Origin of the sequence: Micromonospora sp. NPDC049903, from assembly GCF_044460945.1 — a bacterium.
GTDB lineage: Bacteria > Actinomycetota > Actinomycetes > Mycobacteriales > Micromonosporaceae > Micromonospora.
Genome location: NZ_JBITKL010000016.1, coordinates 111,999 through 132,769, shown reverse-complemented (window position 1 = coordinate 132,769; position 20,771 = coordinate 111,999). Strand labels below are relative to the sequence as shown.

General features: G+C 71.5%; 15 protein-coding genes. 10 read left to right on the top strand and 5 right to left on the bottom strand.

Translation table 11 applies throughout. The features are described 5' to 3' along the window. Nucleotides 1-36: 36 nt before the first annotated feature. Nucleotides 37-414: a VOC family protein gene (locus ACIBO1_RS22735; RefSeq protein WP_396749696.1), complete on the top strand. Its 378-nt coding sequence runs from the start codon at nucleotides 37-39 to the stop codon at nucleotides 412-414. Between the two features lie 58 nt (nucleotides 415-472). Here ACIBO1_RS22735 and ACIBO1_RS22730 read toward each other — a convergent pair whose 3' ends face one another. Beyond that, entirely contained in the window at nucleotides 473-1,054 is a 582-nt protein-coding gene (locus ACIBO1_RS22730; protein ID WP_396749694.1) for a helix-turn-helix domain-containing protein, read from the bottom strand. Nucleotides 1,055-1,179: 125 nt separating this feature from the next. Here ACIBO1_RS22730 and ACIBO1_RS22725 point away from each other — a divergent pair, with 125 nt between their 5' ends. The 4 genes from ACIBO1_RS22725 (at nucleotide 1,180) to ACIBO1_RS22710 (ending at nucleotide 4,339) form a co-directional block, all read left to right on the top strand. Next, on the top strand, nucleotides 1,180-1,857 hold the full coding sequence (locus tag ACIBO1_RS22725) for an SAM-dependent methyltransferase (RefSeq protein ID WP_396749691.1): 678 nt from the start codon (nucleotides 1,180-1,182) through the stop codon (nucleotides 1,855-1,857). A gap of 5 nt (nucleotides 1,858-1,862) precedes the next feature. Continuing rightward, nucleotides 1,863-2,366 carry a DinB family protein gene (locus tag ACIBO1_RS22720; RefSeq protein ID WP_396749688.1) on the top strand — a complete coding sequence of 168 codons (504 nt, stop codon included), beginning with the start codon at nucleotides 1,863-1,865 and terminating at the stop codon, nucleotides 2,364-2,366. Between the two features lie 69 nt (nucleotides 2,367-2,435). Then, nucleotides 2,436-2,939, top strand: a complete 504-nt coding sequence (locus tag ACIBO1_RS22715) for a SigE family RNA polymerase sigma factor (protein WP_396749685.1) — start codon at nucleotides 2,436-2,438, stop codon at nucleotides 2,937-2,939. After that, nucleotides 2,936-4,339, top strand: a complete 1,404-nt coding sequence (locus ACIBO1_RS22710) for a TolB family protein (RefSeq protein WP_396749682.1) — start codon at nucleotides 2,936-2,938, stop codon at nucleotides 4,337-4,339. Before ACIBO1_RS22715 ends, ACIBO1_RS22710 begins: the two co-directional genes overlap by 4 nt. Here ACIBO1_RS22710 and ACIBO1_RS22705 read toward each other — a convergent pair whose 3' ends face one another. The 3 genes from ACIBO1_RS22705 to ACIBO1_RS22695 all read right to left on the bottom strand — a co-directional run bounded on the left by ACIBO1_RS22705 (nucleotide 4,340) and on the right by ACIBO1_RS22695 (nucleotide 8,259). Beyond that, nucleotides 4,340-4,927, bottom strand: a complete 588-nt coding sequence (locus tag ACIBO1_RS22705; RefSeq protein ID WP_396749680.1) for a DUF1707 domain-containing protein — start codon at nucleotides 4,925-4,927, stop codon at nucleotides 4,340-4,342. It abuts the gene before it with no gap. Nucleotides 4,928-5,017: 90 nt separating this feature from the next. Continuing rightward, nucleotides 5,018-6,847 carry a serine/threonine-protein kinase gene (locus ACIBO1_RS22700; RefSeq protein WP_396749677.1) on the bottom strand — a complete coding sequence of 610 codons (1,830 nt, stop codon included), beginning with the start codon at nucleotides 6,845-6,847 and terminating at the stop codon, nucleotides 5,018-5,020. A 95-nt stretch (nucleotides 6,848-6,942) separates the two neighbouring features. Beyond that, nucleotides 6,943-8,259 carry a glycosyltransferase family 4 protein gene (locus ACIBO1_RS22695; protein ID WP_396749675.1) on the bottom strand — a complete coding sequence of 439 codons (1,317 nt, stop codon included), beginning with the start codon at nucleotides 8,257-8,259 and terminating at the stop codon, nucleotides 6,943-6,945. Between the two features lie 367 nt (nucleotides 8,260-8,626). Here ACIBO1_RS22695 and ACIBO1_RS22690 point away from each other — a divergent pair, with 367 nt between their 5' ends. Next, nucleotides 8,627-10,540 (top strand): Xaa-Pro dipeptidyl-peptidase, encoded by a 1,914-nt coding sequence (locus ACIBO1_RS22690; RefSeq protein WP_396749672.1) that lies wholly within the window; start codon nucleotides 8,627-8,629, stop codon nucleotides 10,538-10,540. A gap of 76 nt (nucleotides 10,541-10,616) precedes the next feature. Here ACIBO1_RS22690 and ACIBO1_RS22685 read toward each other — a convergent pair whose 3' ends face one another. Beyond that, nucleotides 10,617-12,551 (bottom strand): amylo-alpha-1,6-glucosidase, encoded by a 1,935-nt coding sequence (locus ACIBO1_RS22685; protein WP_396749670.1) that lies wholly within the window; start codon nucleotides 12,549-12,551, stop codon nucleotides 10,617-10,619. Nucleotides 12,552-12,593: 42 nt separating this feature from the next. Here ACIBO1_RS22685 and ACIBO1_RS22680 point away from each other — a divergent pair, with 42 nt between their 5' ends. The 4 genes from ACIBO1_RS22680 (at nucleotide 12,594) to ACIBO1_RS22665 (ending at nucleotide 20,576) form a co-directional block, all read left to right on the top strand. Beyond that, nucleotides 12,594-15,296, top strand: a complete 2,703-nt coding sequence (locus tag ACIBO1_RS22680) for an MGH1-like glycoside hydrolase domain-containing protein (RefSeq protein ID WP_396749667.1) — start codon at nucleotides 12,594-12,596, stop codon at nucleotides 15,294-15,296. A gap of 70 nt (nucleotides 15,297-15,366) precedes the next feature. Next, nucleotides 15,367-15,939, top strand: a complete 573-nt coding sequence (locus ACIBO1_RS22675; protein ID WP_396749664.1) for a TetR/AcrR family transcriptional regulator — start codon at nucleotides 15,367-15,369, stop codon at nucleotides 15,937-15,939. 411 nt (nucleotides 15,940-16,350) lie between these two features. Next, nucleotides 16,351-17,769 (top strand): endo-1,4-beta-xylanase, encoded by a 1,419-nt coding sequence (locus ACIBO1_RS22670; protein ID WP_396749662.1) that lies wholly within the window; start codon nucleotides 16,351-16,353, stop codon nucleotides 17,767-17,769. Between the two features lie 110 nt (nucleotides 17,770-17,879). Then, nucleotides 17,880-20,576: an RICIN domain-containing protein gene (locus ACIBO1_RS22665; protein ID WP_396749660.1), complete on the top strand. Its 2,697-nt coding sequence runs from the start codon at nucleotides 17,880-17,882 to the stop codon at nucleotides 20,574-20,576. The last annotated feature ends 195 nt before the right edge of the window (nucleotides 20,577-20,771 follow it).

Below are 20,771 nucleotides of genomic sequence, written 5' to 3'. Positions count from 1 at the left end.
TCGCCGCACATCGGCGCTTCCGAACGGGGTGCCCGCATGCCCACAGAGATCACTTTCGACAGGATCGCCCCGGTGGTGCCGGTGTGTGACCTGGACGCCGCGCTGGACCGCTACCGGCGGCTCGGCTTCACCGTGCGCGCCCACACCGGGCCCGAGCGGTACGGATTCGTCGAGCGGGACTCGGTCTCGTGGCACCTGACCGAGTGGGCCGAACACGACCCGACCCGCACGGCGTCGGCGCTCTACCTGTACGTCTCCGACGCCGACGCGCTGCATGCCGCCTGGGCCGCCTCGGGTGTCGACGGCCGGCTGGGCGAGCCTCACGACACCCCGTACGGTCTGCGCGAGTTCGCCTACGTCGACCCGGACGGCACGCTGCACCGCATCGGCTCACCCGTTCCCGCGTCGGGTTGACCGGACGGGCGGGCCAGCCACCGTCGGCACCGTCGCACGACATGCCGCGCCGAGCCGGCTACGTCCGGTGCGCCGGTGTCACATGGGCGTGCTCTCCCTGCGGACCGAACAGCGCGAGCAGTTCCGCGGGCCGCTCGTCGGCGCTGCCGATCCAGTGCGGGATGCGGGTGTCGAACTCGGCCGCCTCGCCGACGCCGAGCCGGAACTCCTGATCGCCGAGGACGAACCGGACGGTGCCGTTGAGCACGTAGAACCACTCGTATCCCTCGTGGGTCTGCGGTTTCGTCGTCGGCGCCCGTCCCGCCGGCGGATGGATCACCTTGTACGCCTGGACGCCGCCGGCCCGCCGGGTCAGCGGCACCAGCACCAACCCGGCGTGCCGGATCGGCCGGAGGTGGATGCGCGGATCGCCGGTGGGCGGCGCCGCGACCAGATCATCCAGCGGTACGCCGTACGCCCGCGCCAGCGGCAGCAGTTGCTCCAGCGTCGGGCGCAGCTTGCCGTTCTCGAGGCGGGACAGGGTGCTCGCGGTCAGGCCGGTCTCGTTCGCCAGCGCTGCCAGCGTGGTCTGACGCGCCCGGCGCAGTGCCCGCAGTCGTGGCCCGACACCGGCCAACACGTCCCCGGCAGAGTCGTCCATGTCCCGATGATTGCGGATCCGCAAGAGAAATTGCAACCGGGCAACGGTGCTGGTGATGCTGGAGGCACCGCACCGCGCGATCGTCCTGGCGGACGCGGGCGCGCCGACCTGACGAAAGGGCACCAATGGACGCCACCGGAGCACGCACCGCTCACGAAGCATCGGACCCGAACGGGCCGGACGACGCCGTTCGGTTCTGGGAGCGGCACTACCGCTCCCGGCGTACCTGGGGCGGACGGGCCAACCCGCTGCTCGCCGAGACCGCCACGCCACTGCGTCCCGGCGACGCCCTCGACCTGGGCTGCGGTGCCGGCGGCGACACCCTCTGGTTGGCTCGCCACGGGTGGCACGTCACGGCCGTGGACATCTCCGCCACCGCCGTCGACCGGGTCCGGGCCCGCGCCGGCGAGCTCGGCCTCGGCGACCGGGTCGTCACCGAACGGCACGACCTGACCACCGGCTTCCCGGCCGGCCGGTTCGACCTCGTCTCCGCCCAGTACTTCCACACGCCGTTCGCGATGCTGCGCAGCCGGATCCTGCGTACCGCCGCACGGGCCCTGCGCCCCGGCGGACACCTGCTGATCGTCGACCACGGCTCCACCGCCCCCTGGTCCTGGAACCAGGACCCCGACGTCCACCACCCGGCCCCGCACGAGGTCGCCGCCGACCTCGAACTGGACCCCGCGCACTGGACGGTGCTGCGCGCCGACGCGCCCCGTCGTCGGGCGACCGGACCGGCCGGGCAGGTCGCGACCGTCCTCGACCACGTCCTGCTCATCCGACGTGCCACCGGAACGGAGTGACGGACGTGCCGACCGACCGCCCACGACGAACCCGCGCCCGGGACACCGGACCGGCCTGGACCGGCGCCGACGAGAAGGCCACCCTGCAAGGCTTCCTCGACTACCTGCGTACCTCGATAGCGGACAAGGTCACCGGCGTCGACGAACCGCAGGTCCGTACGGCCGGGGTGCCCTCGGGGACCAACCTCCTCGGGTTGATCACGCATCTCACGCACGTCGAACGCTTCTACTTCCTGGGCGAGACCGTCGACAACTGGCGGGCGACCATGCGGCCGTCCGCCGACGACACCGTCGAGGGCGTACTCGCCGAATACCGGGCCACCGTCGAGCGGGCCAACCAGGTCATCGACGCCTGCCCGGACCTGTCCCATCCCGCCCCGCGACCGCCTCGACGCGGACCGGCGCCGTCGATGCGGTGGGTGCTGGTGCACATGATCGAGGAGACCGGTCGGCACGCCGGCCACGCCGACATCCTCCGCGAACGGATCGACGGATCCACCGGCCGCTGACCGGCCCGTCACCATCGACCCCAACCATCGGTGTGCCCTCTGACGTTCTAGAGCGGTGAGGGGGTGGGCATGGTCCAGTCGTTCCACGAGTTCGTGGTGCATCGTTCGCCGGGGTTGTCGCGGACGGCGTATCTGCTGACCGGGGACCACCAACTTGCCGAGGATCTGTTGCAGGTGGCGTTGGCGCGGACGTATCGGCATTGGCGGCGGGTTGCCGATGGTGACCCGGAGGCGTACGTGCGTCGGGTGATGTATCACCAGCAGGTGTCGTGGTGGCGGCGGCGTCGGTTGGTGGAGCGGTTGGAGGCGCAGCCGCCGGAGCGGTCGGCCGGTGACGGCACCGAGGCCAGCGCGTTGCGTCTCAGCCTCGCTGCTGCGTTGCGGCAGCTCACTCCGCGTCAGCGGGTGGTGATCGTGTTGCGGTTCTACGAGGACCTGACGGAGGCGCGGGTCGCCGAGGTGTTGGGCTGTTCGGTCGGCACGGTCAAGCGGCATGGCCATGACGCATTGCGGCGGCTCCGGCAGATCGCCCCCGACCTGGTCGACGACACGGCCGAGAGGAGTGCACGGTGACCAGCCGACTGCGTGAGGCGTTGCGGGACACGGCGGAGGACGCGCCGGTCTACCCGGTGTACGAGCGGGCGCTGGCCACCGCACGACGCACCCGACGCCGGAACCGGGGCGCGGCAGCGCTGGTCCTGGCCCTGGTCGCGCTCGCCGTGACAGTGGCGCCGGTGGGGCGCGCCCCGAGCGTGGACCCGGCCGACGGGGTTGCCGGTGTGCTGCCGGACCGGATCGGCCTCCCGCCGATCGGTGCGCTGCACGTCACCGACCGACCGCGCCTCGGCCCGGCCGCCGTCCTGTTCAGCGGGGAACGAGGGCGGCTGAACGGGCCGGACCCGACGGGTTACGTCGGGGCGGTCGGTGCCGACTCCGATCGCTATCGGATCCTGCGGATGGGAGCCCATTCGCCGGCCGGCGAGAAGGTGCTGCTGTCCCCGGACGGCCGGTACATCGCCCGGTCCGCCGACGATCCGGAGCGGCCGGGTGTCGACGTCATCGACCTGGTCACCGGTCGCACCCGGCATGTGGAGAGCACCTCGGAGCACGTCACGTTCGCGTACCCGGCGGGGTGGGCACCGGACGGCCGGCACATCGCCATGGTGGACCTCGTGTTCGTCGACGCGCAACGGTCGAGCCTGCGGTCGGTGCTCAGCATCGTCTCGGTCGACGGGCGCGAGCGGACCCGCGTGCGCGAGGCGGCCCACCAGCAGATCTTCGCTCACCCGGTCGCGTTCACGCCGGCCGGCGACCGGCTCGCCTACCAGGTCGGCAACACGGTCTGGGTGGCCGCGCGGGACGGTACGCGGCTGTCGTCGTTCGCGCTGCCCTACGAATCCACGTTGGCCGGCAAGGGAGCGTGGACGCCGGACGGTCGGTGGCTGACCCTGGCCACCCGTCGCGTGGACAGCAGTGAATGGCACCTGCGGCGGGTGGATCCGCTGACCGGCCGCGACGCCGCAGCGCTGGACCTGCCGGCCGTCTCCGACGTGACCACCATCCGCCTGCTCGGCTGGGGACCGGACGGGTCCGCGCTGGTCGCGGGCTTCATCCCGAACCCACTGTCGCCCGCCCGGTTCGACCAGCCGTTGGAGATCGACCAGCGCACCTCGTCCGGCAGCGTGCGGGGCGTTCGGGTGCTCGCGCTGACTCCGGGTGCTGCCGAGCCGCGTACCGTGCTGACCGCTCCGGATCAGATTCTCGCGATCGACGTGGCCGACGGTGTGATCGAGAGCGGTCGGGTGCGGGAGGCGAGTCCGCCCGGTGGGGTGGGCGGCCGGTTCTGGTGGTGGACGGGGCTGATCATCCTGGTCTGGGGCGGGATCGCCGCCTATCGGGGCCGGGTCGGGCTGGCGCTCTGGTTCGATGACCGGCGGGTCCGGCGGGCCCGGGCGGCAGCGAGCAGGAAGTGATCAGCTCCACCAGCGTTTGCGGGGCGCCCGGACGGTCACGTCGCCGAAGATCGCCCGGCAGGTCACCTCGATCACCGGGGAACCGGGGGTGACCGGCCCGGTCAGCTTCGACTTCTTGTCGCCGAAGACCGCGCTGCCGGTGAGCCGTACGTCGGTGCCCTCCGGCACGACGATGACGACGCTGCCGAAGATCGCGTCCGCGTCGATCCGGGTCACCCGGGCGGAGAGCTGGGCCTCGTGCAGCTCGATCCGGCAGTCACCGAAGACGGCCCGTGCTTCGATCAGCTCCGGTGCCGCCCAGGCGCCCTTGCGGACGTCGCTGCCGAAGACCGCCAGGAGCTTCTCCGGGGTCGGGGCGTGCCCGCCCACCGGCTGCACGCTACGGCCGGGGTGATCCGGCAGGTCGGTGGTCAGCCGGGCCAGCTCGCCCCGCGTCTGCGAGGCGTGTGCGGCACCGGCCCGCTCGGTGTACTCGTCGAGGGTGATCCGGCCCTCGGTCACCGCCTTGCCGAGCACTTCCACGACCTCCTCCCGCTCCCGGTCGGAGACTCGCAGCCGGTCAGTGTCGTCGTGCCGTTCCCGTTCCACGCCCCCGAGCCTAGCGGCGTGGCGCACCGGGCCACCCCACCCCGCCTCCGTCGATCCTCCAGGACAGCCGGTGACCCGGACGCCGGGGAGTCAGCGGCGGGGGCGGAAGCCGGAGCGGATGGTGGCGAACTGGGCGGTCGAGGGCTCCCAGTCGTACTCGTGGGTGATCCAGCCGAGCGTCCAGGCGCGGTCCCGGGTCCGCCCGTCCGGCACGATCTGCGTGGCGCGGAGCCGGTCGCCGTGCGGGGTGAGCCAGCCGAACTCCCACGCGGTGGCGTCGCCCATCCGGCCGAGCCGGAACTCCTGATATCCGGGAAGGGTGCCGGCGGCAAGCTCGCGGTCCCGGACCGCCCGTAGCCGCGCCACCGGACCGAGGCTGGTGTCGGTGGTCCGGGAGACGGTGAGCGCGCGTCCGGTCGCCGGATCCTGGAAGCAGGCCACGTCGTCGTCGCGGGAGTACCGCCACTGTTCTGGCACGGCCACCCGGAAGCCGCTGCGGTCGGTGTGCCAGGCCCAGCCGGTCGGCGGCCGGAACGTCTCGTCGTCGGTCGCCGGGGTGGCCGTCTCGATCGGCCCGCCGTCGACCCAGGGCCGCACGCAGGGCAGCGGCGGGGGTACCAGCCCGCCCGGTGGCGGTGGGGGCGGACGTCGTCCGTCGCGCGGACCCGGGCCGCCCGGACCCGGTCCGCCCGGTCCCGGGTCCGGGCCGCCGGCCTCGTAGGGGGCCGTCCCGGGCCACGATTCGGTGGCCCCGTGGGGTGCGTCCGGGTGGTCGTCGCCGGTGCCCACCACGGTCAACGCGGTGCCGATGCCGGCGGCCATCGCCACCAGGACGGCGACGGCGGCGAGCGCCCAGGGCCGCGCCACCGCACTCCGCTCACGATCCGGGTCGCCCGCGCGGGTCGGTAGTTCGAGTGGGGCGGGCTCGTCCGGCAGGTCGTCCCGGTCGTCGGGAGCGGCGTCCCGCTTCTCGGTCGTGGGAGCGGCCCGGTCACCGTCCGCCCGCTCGTCGGATCGGCGTCCGGATGCGGGGTCGTGCGAGGTGGGGCCGGGGGAGTCCGGTTCGGTGGGCAGGGGAGCGGTCTCGTCACCGGTCTGCGGTGGGGTCTCGTCGGGGCCGGCTGCGGCGAGCAGTCGGCGGCGGGTCTCGGGGTGGTCGGCGCGGTGCGCGGGGTCGCGGCGCAGCAGCCCGGCCAGGACCGCCGAGAGCGGTCCGGCGTGCCGGGCCGGGTCCGGTGGCGTGGAGGCCAGCGCGCTGAGGGTGGCCATGGCGGTGCTGCGGGCGTACGGTGAGCGGCCCTCGACGGCCGCGTAGAGGGTGGCACCCAACGACCAGAGGTCGGCCGGCGCGCTGGACACGCCCTCGGCGGCGCGTTCGGGGGCGACGTACTGCGGGGAGCCGAGGATGGTGCCCGCGCCGGTCATCGCCCCGTCGCCGTCGAAGACGGCCAGCCCGAAGTCGGTCAGCAGCACCCGGCCGTCGTGAGCGAGGAGCACGTTGGCGGGCTTGACGTCGCGGTGCAGGACGCCGGCCTCGTGGGCGGCCCGCAGCGCGTCCAGCAGGGCGAGGCCGATGCGGGCGGCGCGCTGCGGGGGCAGTGGTCCGTCGGTGTCGAGGACGTCCTGGAGGGTGCGCGAGGGCACGTACTCCATGACGATCCACGGTGTGCCGCCGTCGGAGACCACGTCGTAGACGCGGACCACGTTGGGGTGGTTGAGCCGGGCGGCGGTGCGGGCCTCGCGCAGCGTACGGGCGCGCAGGTGGTCGAGTTCGTCACCGCCGAGCCGGGCGGGCAGGACGACCTGCTTGACGGCGACCTGCCGGTGCAGCAGTTCGTCGTCGGCCCGCCACACGGTGCCCATCCCGCCGCGACCGACCAGGTCGAGCAGTCGGTACCGGCCGGCGATCAACGCTCGCACGTGTCCCCCATCCACCGTCCGGCGTACACATTAGCCAGCGGATCGGGGATCACCTATTTCGCGCGCGCGTGTCTCGACGGTCGGCCGGCGTCCCCTCACACGGCCAGCAGGTTGCCGTCGGGGATGGTGATGGTGCGGCGGCGCGGCGACGGGTCGACGGCGGGGTGTCGGGAGTGCGTGGGCCCGTGTTCGCGGCGGGCGACGGCGTAGGTCTCGGCGGTGCGGGCGGCGATGGTGGCCCAGCCGTACCGCCGACCGACCATGGTGCGGGCCGCTCGGGCGACCCGGCGGGCGAAGACCTCGTCGCCGAGAAGTCGGCCGACCGCGCCGGCCAGTGCCGACGGGTCGCTGTGCGGGAAGGTCACGCCGGTGACGCCTGGCTCGACGATCTCGGCCAGGCCGCCGGTGCGGGCCACGGCCAGGGGCGCGCCGGCCGCCGCGGCTTCCAGCGCGACCATGCCGAAGGGTTCGTAGAGGCTGGGGACGACGGTGGCGTCGGTGGCGCCGAGCACCGCCGGGAGTTGGGTGTTGTCCAGGAAGCCGGTGAAGCGGACGGTGCTGCCGAGCCCGTGCTGCCCGATGCGCTCCTCCAACTCGCCCCGGTACGGGCCGTCTCCGGCGATCAGCACCCGCAGCCCGGGGTGCCGATCCCGCAGTTCGGGTATGGCGTCGACCAGGTGCTGCACGCCCTTCTCGTAGACCAGCCGGCCGGCGTACCCGACGAGTGGGCCGTCTCCGGCGAAGCGGGCGCGGGCGGTGGCGACCGCGCGGGGGCGGGCCCGCCAGGCCCGGTCGTCGACGCCGTTGGGGACCACGTCGACGTGGCCGGCGGGGACGTCGAACAGCGTGGTGATCTGCTCGCGCATGTAGCCGGAGCAGGCGATCAGCCGGGTGGAGGCGTTGCTGAGCCAGTGCTCGACGCCGTGGATGGTGCGGTTCATCTCCTCGGGCAGCCAGCCCTGGTGCCGGCCCGCCTCGGTGGCGTGGATGGTGGTGACCAGCGGCAGATCCAGGTGTTCGGCGACGGTGATCGCGGTGTGCGCGACCAGCCAGTCGTGGGCGTGGACGACGTCGTAGTCGTCGGTGTCGGCGGCGCGCAGGGCGGCGCGGGTGAGGGTGTGGTTGAACGCCATGGTCCAGGCCAGCAGGGAGCCGGTGGCCAGGGGGAAGGTGACCGGGTCCTCGGCGGCGCGCACGACGCGTACGCCGTCGACGTGTTCCTCCAGCGGCGCACCGTCGGCGTGGCGGGTGACGACGGTGACCTGGTGGCCGGCGGCGGCCAGGGCGACGGAGAGGGCGTGTACGTGGCGGCCGAGCCCGCCGACGAGGACGGGTGGGTACTCCCAGGACAGGATCAGCACCCGCTGCGAGCGTGCGGCGTTGATGTCGATCACGTCGGCGTTCGGTGACATACGCGCCCCCTTGGAGTTGTCCCCGCGCGGCCGGCATCAGGCCCCCCGGCGGGCCTGTCGGTGTCGCGGCTGGATCGGGACCAATCCTGGTCGGGGCTGGATAACCAGCGGAGACGTAGCCGTTGCGGTGGTGTAAAGGGCTGCCGGCGGGTGCGCGGCGGACGGGTCGCCCGGGTGCGGTGGGGTCGCGCCCCGCGCTTCTACGACATTCGTAGGAGTCGATCGTCGGTATGTCCCACAGGTGTCGGATGACCTGCCACGTCCGGCTTCGTAGGTTCTATTCGGACGGTGTACCGACGGGCCCTGGGTCCGCCCGCCAGCTCCGGTGTGCGGCGGTCGACGTCGGGTGCCGGGAAGGAGAAGCAGGATGCGAACCACGAGGCGATGGTGGGTTCCGGCGGTGGCGGTCGCGGTGATCGCGGCCGTGCTGCCGGTGACCCCGGCGACGGCGCAGCCGGTGTCCGCCGGTCCGGGACCGGTCGTCGCGGACGGCGTCACCCAGCCGGTGTTCGGGTACGCCGACGCGATCCGCGAACGGATCTTCGTGACCTCCGACGTCGACACCGACGCCGACGGCGCGCTCGACGTCGTGGCGATGGACATCATCCGGCCCCGGGCCAGTGAGCAGGGCCTGCGGGTGCCGGTGGTGATGGATGCCAGCCCGTACTTCTCGACGGTCTGCCGGGGCAACGACAGCGAGTGCAAGGCGGACCTGGACGGCGACGGCCTCAACGACCGCTGGCCGCTGTTCTACGACAACTACTTTGTCCCGCGCGGCTACGCGGTGATCCTGCTGGACATGATCGGCACCAACAACTCGACCGGCTGCCCGGTGACCGGCGGGCGGGCGGACAACATCAGCGCGCCGACCGGCATCGACTGGCTCAACGGCCGCCGCAAGGGCGTCGACGCCGAGGGCAACGAGGTCGTCGCCGACTGGCACAACGGCCGGACCGGCATGATCGGCAAGTCGTACGACGGGACGCTGGCCAACGCGGCCGCCGCGACCGGTGTGGACGGGCTGACCACCATCGTGCCCATCTCGGCGATCTCCAACTGGTACGACTACTCGCGCAGCAACGGGCTGGTGACCCGGGCCAACAACTACTCGGGCAGCCTGGCCAACAACGTCACCAACCCGGACCGGCGGCAGTACTGCGCCCCGGTGCGGACCCAACTCGGCCAGGGCGGCGACGACGCCACCGGCGACTACAACGACTTCTGGGCGGAACGGGACTACCTGCCGCACGCGGGCCAGGTCAAAGCCAGTGTCTTCGTGGTGCACGGCATCAACGACGACAACGTCCGGGCGGACCACTTCAGCAAGTGGTGGTACGCGCTGGCCGAGCAGAACGTGACGCGCAAGCTCTGGCTGACCGGCACCGGGCACATCGACCCGTTCGACTTCCGCCGCGCCGAGTGGGTGCGGACCCTGCACCGCTGGTTCGACTTCTGGTTGCACGGCATCGACAACGGGATCATGCGGGAGCCGGCGGTCGACGTCGAGCGGCTGCCGGACGTCTGGGAGACGCACGCCGACTGGCCGCTGCCGGGCAGCCGACCCACCCAGGTGTTCCTGCGACCCGGCACCGACGGTGGCCCTGGTGGGCTGTCGGTGCGCTCGGGCCCCGGCAACCGTTCGGCGACGTTCCGGGACACCCCGACGATGAGTCAGGCCACCGCGATCCGGCACCCGTCGGATTCGTCGGCCAACACCGAGAACCGCCTGGTGTTCCTCTCCGCGCCGCTGACGGCGCCGCTGCACATCTCCGGTACGCCGATCGTGCGGATCAAGGCGTCGGTCGACGGTACGGACACCAGCTTCGCCGGGCTGCTGGTCGACTACGGCACCCGGGAGCGGTTCAGCACCAGCGGCGACGGCATCCAGACCCGCAGCACCGAGGACTGCTGGGGCGAGGCGGCCACCTTCGGCGGGTACGCGGAGGAGGGCTGCTACCGGCAGACCGTCAAGACCGTGGCGAGCAACCCGCAGGAGTTGGTGACCAAGGGCGTCGTGGACGGGCTGAACCTCGACTCGCTGTTCGTGTCGACGCCGCTGGTGCCGGGCGCGAAGTACGGCGTGGACGTGCCGCTGATGCCGGAGGACTACGTCTTCGAGACCGGCCACCAGATCGGGGTGGTGCTGCTCGGCTCCTACTCCGGCTACAGCAGCCGGGCCAAGCAGACCCGGTCGCAGATCACCGTGCACTTCGACAGCACCCGGATCACCCTGCCGGTGGTCGGTGGCCGTCAGGCCGCCGTGGCGGCGGGCCTGGGCTGAGCCGGTGTTCCTGGGCTGACCCGGTGGGCCTGGGCTGACGTGGTGGGGCGCCCGCGCGGGTGCCCCACCACCCGGGTCACCGGCGGGCGCGCAGCAACTCCGCGACCGACCATGCCTGGAACGGGCAGCCGGTGGCGATGTGCGGGGCCCGGCCGTCGGCGGTCTCGCTGACCGACCCGAGGCCGTACTCGGTCAGGTGCGCCTCCAACCCGGTGAACAGCGTGTCGACGGGCAGACCGGCGCGTCGGCTGGCGTCGGCGTACGGGCCGATCAGCCACGGCCAGACGGTGCCCTGGTGGTAGGCGCTGTCCCGCTCGGCCGGTCCGCCCCGGTGCCGGCCGATGAAGCCGGGGCAGTCGGGCGAGAGGCTGCGCGGGCCGAGCGGGGTGAGCAGCCCGGCCCCGACCAGGCCGACCGCGCGCGGGTCCGCCTCCAGCGGCGCGAACGGCAACGACCAGGCCAGGAGCTGGTTGGGTCGCAGCAGGTCGTCGTCGTGGAAGGCCGCGCCACCGAGCGGGTACGCCGGGGCGGGGGCGTCGACCACGTCGTGCAGCCAGCCGGACGGGGTGGGGAAGCGGTCCCGGAACGCCTTGGCGGCCCGTTCGTGCAGTCGGTGCAGCCCGTCGGAGTCCTGCCCGGCCAGGTCGGCCAGCTCGGCGACCCCGGCCACCCCGTTGATCCACAGCGCGTTGACCTCGACCGGCTTGCCGTGGCGCGGGGTGACCGGTACCCCGTAGACGCGGGCGTCCATCCAGGTCAGCGCGGCACCGGGGGCGCCGGAGGTGAGCAGCCCGTCGGCCGGGTCGACGGCGATGCCGTAGCGGGTGCCGGCCAGGTGGGCGTCGACGACGCCGCGCAGCGCCGGTAGCAGTTCGTCGCCGAGGTCGGTGTCGCCGGTGACGGTGACGTGCCGGCTGACCGCGTGCAGGAACCACAGCGTGCCGTCGACGGTGTTGTACTCGACCCGGCCGGTGTCGGCGGTGTTGGCCAGCATCCCCTCGGAGAGCGTCGCCGCGTACGCGCGCAGCAGCTCACGCCCGCGATCGGCCCAGCCGGTCCGCAGGAACAGGCCCTCGTAGGAGATCATCGTGTCCCGCGACCAGGCACCGAACCACGGGTAGCCGGCGACCACGTCCACGGGCGTGTCGGTGGTGCGCACGATGAACGCGTCGGCGGCCAGCGCCAGGGTGGCCTCGACGTCGTCGGCGGGCTTGGTCGACGCGACGACCTCCCGGTTGCGGCGGCGGGCCGCCGCGACCACCTCGGTGGCCGGTGGCGGTGTCGGAGCCGCGTCCTGCGCCCAGGCCAGCACCGACACGGTGTCGCCGGGGTGGCGCAGGGCGTCGCGGAACTGGCCCGCGTACCAGAGGTCCTCCTCCGGGTGCAGGCCGCGCGCGGCCTCCTCACGGTGGTAGACGCCCCGCCACCAGTGGCCCTGCGGGGACCAGCCGGGCCCGGACAGCCGGTACGCGCCCTCGATGACCGCGCCGCCGTCGACCGGGTCCATCCGCAGCGGCGGACCGTCGGCGCGCCGCTCGCCGTGGGCGTCGCGCCAGGTGCAGGCTGCCGCCAGTTCCAGCTCGACCGGGCCGCCGCTGATCAACCGGTGCACCACCGCCACGCAGGAGCGGCCGTGCAGCATGGCCAGCTCCCGCTCGATCACCACGTCACCGATGCGCCACCGCCACCGGGGCAGCCCGTCGGTCAGGTCGAAGCGCTCCAGCAGCTCGAAGCCGCGCGGGTCGACGTCGCCGGAGACCCACTCGTGCGCGCCGAGGCGGACCCGGGCGCCGGAGGGCAGCAGCACCGCCGGGTCGAGGCTGACCAGCCCCACCTTGCGGGCGGCCGGGGTGTCTCCGGGCGCCACCAGTAGCCCGTGGTACCGGCGGGTGCGCAGCCCGCCGACGGTGCCCATGGCGTACCCGCCGAGGCCGTCGGGCACCAACCACTCGCGGCCGGCGGCGCTGGTCAGCTCTCCGCAGACCTGCGAGCCGAAGCGAATCTCGATCAACTTTCCTCCACCGGCGGCGAGGTGTAACACGACACGACGACAATGGCCGCTGTGGTGAAGTACCCCAGCGGCGTCGAAGATGTAAAGGTGATCACTGACGGTTCGTCCTCCGCCCCGGCCCCCGACGCGGAACGGGTCCGGCTCGCCCAGGCCGATGCCGGCGAGCAGGACTGGCGTGCATGGGGTCCCTATCTGTCCGAGCGGGCGTGGGGGACGGTACGGGAGGACTACAGCGAGCACGGCACAGCCTGGGACTATTTCCCCCATGACCACGCGCGGTCCCGAGCCTACCGGTGGTCCGAGGACGGCATGGCGGGCGTGTGCGACGACCGACAGACCTTCTGTTTCGCCCTCGCGCTGTGGAACGAGCGGGATCCGATCCTCAAGGAACGGATGTTCGGTCTCGGCGGTGACGGCGGCAACCACGGCGAGGACGTCAAGGACTACTGGTGGTACGAGGACTCCACGCCCACCCATTCGTGGATGCGCTGGCGCTACCACTACCCGCAGGCCGCCTTCCCGTACGACGAGCTGGTCGCGGTCAACGGGCTGCGCGGACGGGACGACACCGAGTACGAGCTGGTCGACACCGGCATCTTCGACGACGACCGGTACTGGGCGGTGACCGTCGACTTCGCCAAGGCCACCCCGACGGACCTGTGCATGGTGGTGACCGTGGTCAACCGGGGGGACCGGGCCGAGCGGCTGCACGTCCTGCCGCACCTGTGGTTCCGCAACACCTGGGCCTGGGGACTGCCCGGCGGTGACCGGGTGCCGCAGATCGTCGGGGAGGGTGCCCGGCTCGTCGGTGAGCACTGGGTGCTCGGGCAGGTCCGGCTCGAAGGCGACGGCGACCCGACCCCGCTGCTCTGCGACAACGACACCAACGCCGAGCGGCTGTGGGGGCTGCCGAGCCGGACGCCGTACCCGAAGGACGGCATCAACGACCACGTGGTCGACGGTGCCGAGACGGTGAACCCGGAGCTGACCGGCACCAAGGGCGCGCTGCACTACGTGCTGGACGTGCCGGCGGGTGGGCAGCGTCAGATCCGGCTGCGGCTGACGCGTACGGCCCCGCCGCCCGGTGCCGTCGACTCGCCTCCGGCGGACCTGGGCGACGGCTTCGAGGCCGTGGTGTGGGCGCGGCGGGCGGAGGCGAACCGGTTCTTCGACGGGGTGATCCCGGCCAAGGCCAGCGCCGACGAGGCGTTGATCGCCCGGCAGGCCATCGCCGGGCTGATGTGGGGCAAGCAGTTCTACCACTTCGATGTCAAACGGTGGTTGGAGGGCGATCCGGGATCGTCGCCGCCGGCCGGGCGCCGACACGGCCGTAACAGTGCCTGGTGGCACATGACCAGCTTCGACGTGATCTCCATGCCGGACCCGTGGGAGTACCCCTGGTACGCGGCCTGGGACCTGGCCTTCCACTGCGTGAGCATCGCGCGGGTGGACCCCGGCTTCGCCAAGGACCAGCTGCTGCTCCTGCTGCGCGAGTGGTACCTGCACCCCAACGGGCAGATTCCGGCGTACGAGTGGGCGTTCGGCGACGTCAACCCGCCGGTGCACGCCTGGGCGGCGTTGAAGGTGTTCGAGATCGACGGCAGCCGGGACCACGACTTCCTGGCCCGGATGATGCACAAGCTGCTGATGAACTTCACCTGGTGGGTCAACCGCAAGGACACCGGCGGCAACAACGTCTTCGAGGGCGGTTTCCTCGGGTTGGACAACGTCGGCCCGTTCGACCGGTCGGCGGCGTTGCCGGTGGCCGGGGTGCTGGAGCAGTCCGACGGCACCGGCTGGATGGCGATGTACGCGCTCAACCTGCTGGACATCGCCATCGTGCTGGCCGAGCACGACCGCACCTGGGTGGACACCGCGACGAAGTTCTTCGAGCACTTCACCTACATCGCCGCGGCCGCGTACGACCAGGGGCTCTGGGACGACGAGGACGCGTTCTTCTATGACGTGCTGCGGCTGGCCGACGGGACGAAGGTGCCGTTGAAGGTGCGTTCGGTGGTGGGGTTGCTGCCGCTGGCGGCGGTCACCCGGCTGCCCGCGCGGACCCTGCACCGGCTGCCGGAGCTGGGTGCCCGGTTGCGCTGGTTCCTGACCAACCGCCCCGAGTACGCCTCGGTGGTCGGCGCCCGACGCATCGGCCCGGACGGGCGGCAGCAGCGGCTGCTGTCCATGTGCGGGCCGGAGCAGGTGGTCCGGGTGCTCGCCCGGATGCTGGACACCGACGAGTTCCTCTCCGAGTACGGCCTGCGGACGTTGTCGCGGGCGCATCTGGACAAGCCGTTCGCGGTGACCCTGGGTGGGCAGGAGTTCTGCGTCGGTTACGAGCCGGCCGAGTCGACCAGTGGGTTGTTCGGCGGCAACTCCAACTGGCGTGGCCCGATCTGGATGCCGACGAACTTCCTGCTGATCAGCGCGCTGCGCGACTACGCGGCGTTCTTCGGTGAGGACCTCCAGGTGGAGTACCCGACGCGCTCCGGGGTGAAGAAGACCCTGGACGAGATCGCCGACGATCTCTCCGCCCGGCTGATCGCGTTGTTCACCCGCGACGACTGGGGGCGGCGGCCGATCTACGGCGCGGCGCAGTTGTTCCAGACCCATCCGGACTGGCGGGACCTGATCGCCTTCCCGGAGTACTTCCACGGCGACAACGGCGCCGGGCTCGGTGCCTGGCATCAGACCGGCTGGTCGGCGCTGGTCGCCGACCTCATCCTCACGCTGCGGCGCTGACCGGCCGGGTCAGAGTCGCCATTCCGTCGCGAGGGGTCCACCGGGCGGCACCGCGACTACCCTCGGCGGGGTGTCCGGAGCAGAGCACGGAGACGGTGAGCCGGGCGGCGACGCGATCGTCACCACCGCCTGGCGGTTGGCCGAGGCCGAGGGCTGGGCGGGGGTGACCGCCCGCCGGCTGGCCGAGCGCGCCGATGTCGACCTCGGGGCCCTCTACGAACGCTTCGCCGACCGGGATGCGGTGGTCGCCGCCGTCGCGGTGCGGGGCTTCGCCGACCTGGCCGCCGCGCTGACCGCTGCCCGTACGGCGGTCGACTGCCCGGCCGAGGTGTGGCCGGCGGTGATGGCGGCATATCTCGATTTCGCCTACGCGCATCCGGAGATCTACGACGCGATGTTCGCTCACACTCCGGACCTCACCCTCGGGGCCGAGGAGGTGCCGGAGACCGTCGCGGCGGCCTTCGGCGAGCTGCGGGCGGCGCTGACCGCGTCCGCCGCCGCGCAGGACGACGACACGCTCGCCGAACTCGGTTGGAGCCTGTTGCACGGCATGGTGATGCTCACCCGGGGCGGTCGGTTGCGTCCCGAGGCCCAGGAGCAACGCGAGCAGTTGCTCGGTAACCACCTCTTCAGCCCGCGCTGAGCCGCTCACCTCGCCGGTGGCGTGGCGCTGTTCCCGCGGGTGTCCCACCTGCCGGGCCCGGGTGGCTTCCCGGTGCCCGGCCGGGGCGGTCCATGTGCACTCGATGTTCGCGTGAACATCGCGGATCCCGGCGGCTTTAGCCATTTATTTCGGTGGATCTCTTGACGGCGGGGTCGGGGGGTCGAAAACGCTGTCATCGACTTGCCGCTAGGCCATCTACATAGGAAAACGTCTAAGTTAGTGAGTCGCGGAAAAGAGCTTCTTGAGTGCTCCGTAACTTTGTGGCAATCTCACCTTCATCGATGCGTAGCGTCCCCTCGTCTCCCGTCTTCCATCCGGCGAGGGCGTCAGCCGCCCGGTTGTGTTAGCGCTAACTCATCGACGCGACGCGACTGTGGAGGTGCTGGAAGCATGAAGAATCTCGGACATCCGAGCGGTCCTCGGCGGCGGTCCTTCGCCCCGGCGCTGCGTGTACTGACGGTCGGATTGCTGGTGGCCGGCGCGGCGTTGGTGCCCGCCGGCGCGGCCAGCGCCGGCACCACGTTGGGCACCTCGGCGGCGGAGAGGGGCCGCTACTTCGGCGCGGCGGTCGGGACGTACAAGTTCTCCGACACCACGTACATGAACGTGCTGAACCGCGAGTTCAACAGCCTCGTCGCCGAGAACGAGATGAAGTGGGACGCGACCGAGCCGCAGCGGGGCGTGTTCAACTACAGCGCCGGCGACCGCATCGTCAACCACGCCCGATCCCGAGGCATGTCGGTCCGGGGACACGCCCTGCTGTGGCACGCCCAGCAGCCCGGATGGGCGCAGGGACTGTCCGGCGGCGACCTGCGCAACGCCGCCATCAACCACGTCACCCAGGTGGCCACCCACTTCCGGGGGCAGATCCACTCGTGGGACGTGGTGAACGAGGCGTTCGCCGACGGCGGCAGCGGCGCCCGCCGTGACTCCAACCTGCAACGCACCGGCAACGACTGGATCGAGGCCGCGTTCCGCGCCGCCCGCGCGGCCGACCCCGGTGCCAAGCTCTGCTACAACGACTACAACACCGACGGGGTCAACGCGAAGTCGACCGGCATCTACAACATGGTGCGCGACTTCAAGGCGCGCGGCGTGCCGATCGACTGCGTCGGCTTCCAGTCCCACCTCGGCACCACGATCGCCGGTGACTACCAGGCCAACCTGCAACGCTTCGCCGACCTGGGCGTGGACGTGCAGATCACCGAGCTGGACGTCACCCAGGGGGCCAACCAGGCGAACATCTACGCCACCGTCACCCGCGCCTGCCTGGCGGTGTCACGCTGCACCGGCATCACCGTGTGGGGCGTACGGGACTGCGACTCCTGGCGTGGCGGCGACAACGCCCTGCTGTTCGACTGCGCGGGCAACAAGAAGGCCGCGTACACGGCGGTCCTCGACGCCCTCAACGGCGGCACCACCCCGAACCCGACCGGTAACCGGCTGCGCAACGAGGCATCCGGCCGGTGCCTGGACGTCGACGGCGCGAGCTCGGCCAACGGTGCCCAGATGCTCATCTGGGACTGCCACACCGGGGCGAACCAGCAGTTCACCCAGAACGGACGGGCGTTGCAGGTGATGGGCAAGTGTCTGGACGTGCCGAACAACGCCGCCGCCGGCACCCGCGTGCAGATCTGGGACTGCCACGGTGGGGCGAACCAACAGTGGGTCCTCAACGGCAACGCCACGATCAGCAATGCCCAGACCGGCCTGTGCCTGGACGTCAACGCCGCCGGCACCGCCAACGGCTCGACGGTCATCGTGTGGAGCTGCCACGGCGGCACCAACCAGCGCTGGGCCCGGTTCTGACCCGACGGTCGCGACATTCGGCACCGCCCACCCCGGCCGCTGCCCGGACGTGCACACCGCGACGTCCGATCCGGCCGGGGTGGCGACAACCAGAAGTGGCAGGTCCAGCAATGAGATCCCACGTCCGTACTGCTCACGGTTCCCTGCTCGCGCTGGCGGTGCTCGTCACCGCCGCGCTGCCGGCCGTGGTGGCGGGTCACACTCCGGCTCTGGCCGCGGTGCAGGAGACCCTCTACGTCGCGCCGGGTGGCAACGACGCCAACCCGGGCACGATCGCGTCACCGTTGCGGACGCTCCAGCGCGCGCGGGACGTGGTCCGCACGAAGACCGCGACGATGACCGGCGACATCCAGGTGCTCCTGCGCGGTGGAAGCTACCCGGTGAACAGCACGGTCGAGTTCGGGTCGAGCGACTCCGGCGCCAACGGCCACCGGGTCGTGTACGCCGCGTACCCGGGCGAGACGCCGGTCCTCGAAGCCGGTGTGCAGGTGACCGGCTGGACCCAGCACAGCGGGAACATCTGGAAGGCGCCGCTCGACCGGGCCAACAAGCTGCGGGCGCTCTACGTCAACGGCCAGCGGGCCCAGATGGCCGCCAAGACGATCACCTCGGCGGGGTGCCACGGCACGTACACCATCACCGCCGGGCAGGCCGACTGGGCATGGGAGTCCGGCTCGCAGTGCGACGGCGCCAGATACGGCCAGGGTGACTTCCCGGCGATCTCCCGGAACCAGGAGGACATCGAGATCGAGACGGCCACCACCTGGACCACCGCCATCGTGGGAGTCCGGCAGGTGACCACGAGCGCTGACGGTCAGAGCCGTATCGCGCTGTTCCAGCAGCCGGGTGCCGCCATCGCGCAGGGGGCGTTCAACGGCAACGCCCAGGTCGCCGGCAGCCACAAGGTGATGAACGCCTACGAGTTCCTGGACGCGCCGGGCGAGTTCTATTTCGACAAGTCCAGCCGGACGGTCTACTACTACAAGGCCAGCGCCGACAACATGTCCACCGCCACGGTCTTCGCGCCCAACAACGTGACGACCGCGTTGCGGATCGCCGGCACCTCGACCACCAGCCGCGCCCGCAACATCACGTTCTCGGGCCTCACCGTACGACACTCCGACTGGAACCTGTTCACCGTCGCCGGTTCGGTGTTCAAGCAGGCACAGCAGGGCAACCTGGGGGCGTCGGCGTACGCGAAGGGCAACTTCCACGTCTATCACTACCGCAACGTGGACGTCACCCCGGGAATCGTCCACGTGCAGAACGCCGACGGGATCCGGCTGGAACGCAACCGGATCCAGCACACCGGTGCCGACGGCATCAACATGGTCAACGACGTGGTCAACTCGCAGGCGATCGGCAACCTCACCAGCGACGTCGCCGGTTCGGCGATCACCGTGGGACACCCGCAGCACGTCTACGTCGGCGACCACACCTCGACCAACCGCGAGAAGTACCCGCCCCAGGTCGAGGGAGCGCCGAAGAACATCGAGATCAAGAACAACTACATCCACGACAGCGCGGTGCTGTTCAACGGGCACGGCGCGGTCGCGGCGTACTTCGCCGACACGCTCACGATCCAGCACAACCGCATCGAGAAGACGCCGTGGGCGGGCATCACGCTCGGCTGGGGATGGTGGAACTTCGACGGATCCTCCGGATCGATCGTGCCCAACCGGCCCACCACGACGGCGAAGAACAACACCGTCAGCCACAACCACATCATCGACACGGTGCAGCGACTCAGTGACACGGCACCGATCTACACGCTGGGCAGTCAGCCGGGCACCGCGATCCACAGCAACTATCTGCAAGGTGTCCCGGCCGGCCACAAGTACGGGCTCCACCCGGACGAGGGCTCGGCGTACATGACCTTCCGGGACAACGTCCTGAACGTGGACAAGAACATCACCTGGATGATCAACTCCGACGACTTCGGACGCAAGCACGACCTGAGCATCACGCAGACGTACGGTCCGATCAACAAGGTCTCCCAGAAGAACCTGCCCAACAGCACCATCCACGACATCCTGGTCTCCGCCGACTACGTCTGGCCGGCGGCGGCCTACGGGATCGCGGTGAACTCCGGGCTCGAAGCCGCGTTCCGGGACATCACCCAACCCCGCAACCTGCCCCAGGCGGACCTGGTCCTGCCGGCCAGCACGTTCGTCGCCAGCGGCACGACCTCGATCCCGGTCCGCAGCACGGGTGACCAGAGCAGGACGCTCTGGCTGGCGCCCTCCGGCACCACCACCTTCACCGTCGGCCCGACGATGACCAGGGCGGACGGCAACGCGACCACCATCGCCGTGCCCACCACCTCGGGTGACTACCGACTCTTCGTCGTGGATGCCCAGGGCAGCCGGTCGGCCGAGTCGACGTCGCTCGTCCGGCGGCAGGGCACCGGCAGCGCCACCGACGCGCAGATCGTGGGCGGCCAGTCCGGCCGGTGCGTCGAGGTCCCCGGCGGCGCCACCACCAACGGCACCCAGACCCAACTCTGGGACTGCTCCGGCAGCACCCAACAGCGCTGGACCCACACCGCCGGCAAGCAGTTGACCGTGTACGGCACGAAGTGCCTGGACGCCAACGGAGCGGGCACCACCAACGGCACCACGGTCATCATCTGGGACTGCCACGGCGGGCTCAACCAGCAGTGGAACGTCAACGCCAACGGCACCATCACGAACGTCCAGTCCGGGCTCTGTCTCGACGCCAACGGCGCCGCCACCGCCAACGGCACGAAGATCATCCTCTGGGCCTGTAACGGCGGCGCGAACCAGCAGTGGAGTCGACGCAGCTGAGAGCGATCCCGGGGCCAGGCACGTTCCGGTCTGGCCCCGGCCGACCCCTCGCGTGCATCTCGTCGGGCTGAGCGCGGACTCGGGCACAGCCTCCGGCGGGCGGCGGAAGCTGTCCACGATCGGTGCCTGCTGCCGCCCTCCAGGGCAAGGTAATCGGGTGGCCGAGGGAGGTCGGGTTGCCTAGGGTCGCGGCGT

Coding starts and splice junctions, on each gene's coding strand:
- ACIBO1_RS22690 (WP_396749672.1), top strand. CDS start 8,627: ATGCGAACCACGAGGCGATGGTGGGTTCCGGCGGTGGCGGTCGCGGTG.
- ACIBO1_RS22695 (WP_396749675.1), bottom strand. CDS start 8,259: ATGTCACCGAACGCCGACGTGATCGACATCAACGCCGCACGCTCGCAG.
- ACIBO1_RS22715 (WP_396749685.1), top strand. CDS start 2,436: ATGGTCCAGTCGTTCCACGAGTTCGTGGTGCATCGTTCGCCGGGGTTG.
- ACIBO1_RS22665 (WP_396749660.1), top strand. CDS start 17,880: ATGAGATCCCACGTCCGTACTGCTCACGGTTCCCTGCTCGCGCTGGCG.
- ACIBO1_RS22680 (WP_396749667.1), top strand. CDS start 12,594: ATGGCCGCTGTGGTGAAGTACCCCAGCGGCGTCGAAGATGTAAAGGTG.
- ACIBO1_RS22725 (WP_396749691.1), top strand. CDS start 1,180: ATGGACGCCACCGGAGCACGCACCGCTCACGAAGCATCGGACCCGAAC.
- ACIBO1_RS22730 (WP_396749694.1), bottom strand. CDS start 1,054: ATGGACGACTCTGCCGGGGACGTGTTGGCCGGTGTCGGGCCACGACTG.
- ACIBO1_RS22670 (WP_396749662.1), top strand. CDS start 16,351: ATGAAGAATCTCGGACATCCGAGCGGTCCTCGGCGGCGGTCCTTCGCC.
- ACIBO1_RS22735 (WP_396749696.1), top strand. CDS start 37: ATGCCCACAGAGATCACTTTCGACAGGATCGCCCCGGTGGTGCCGGTG.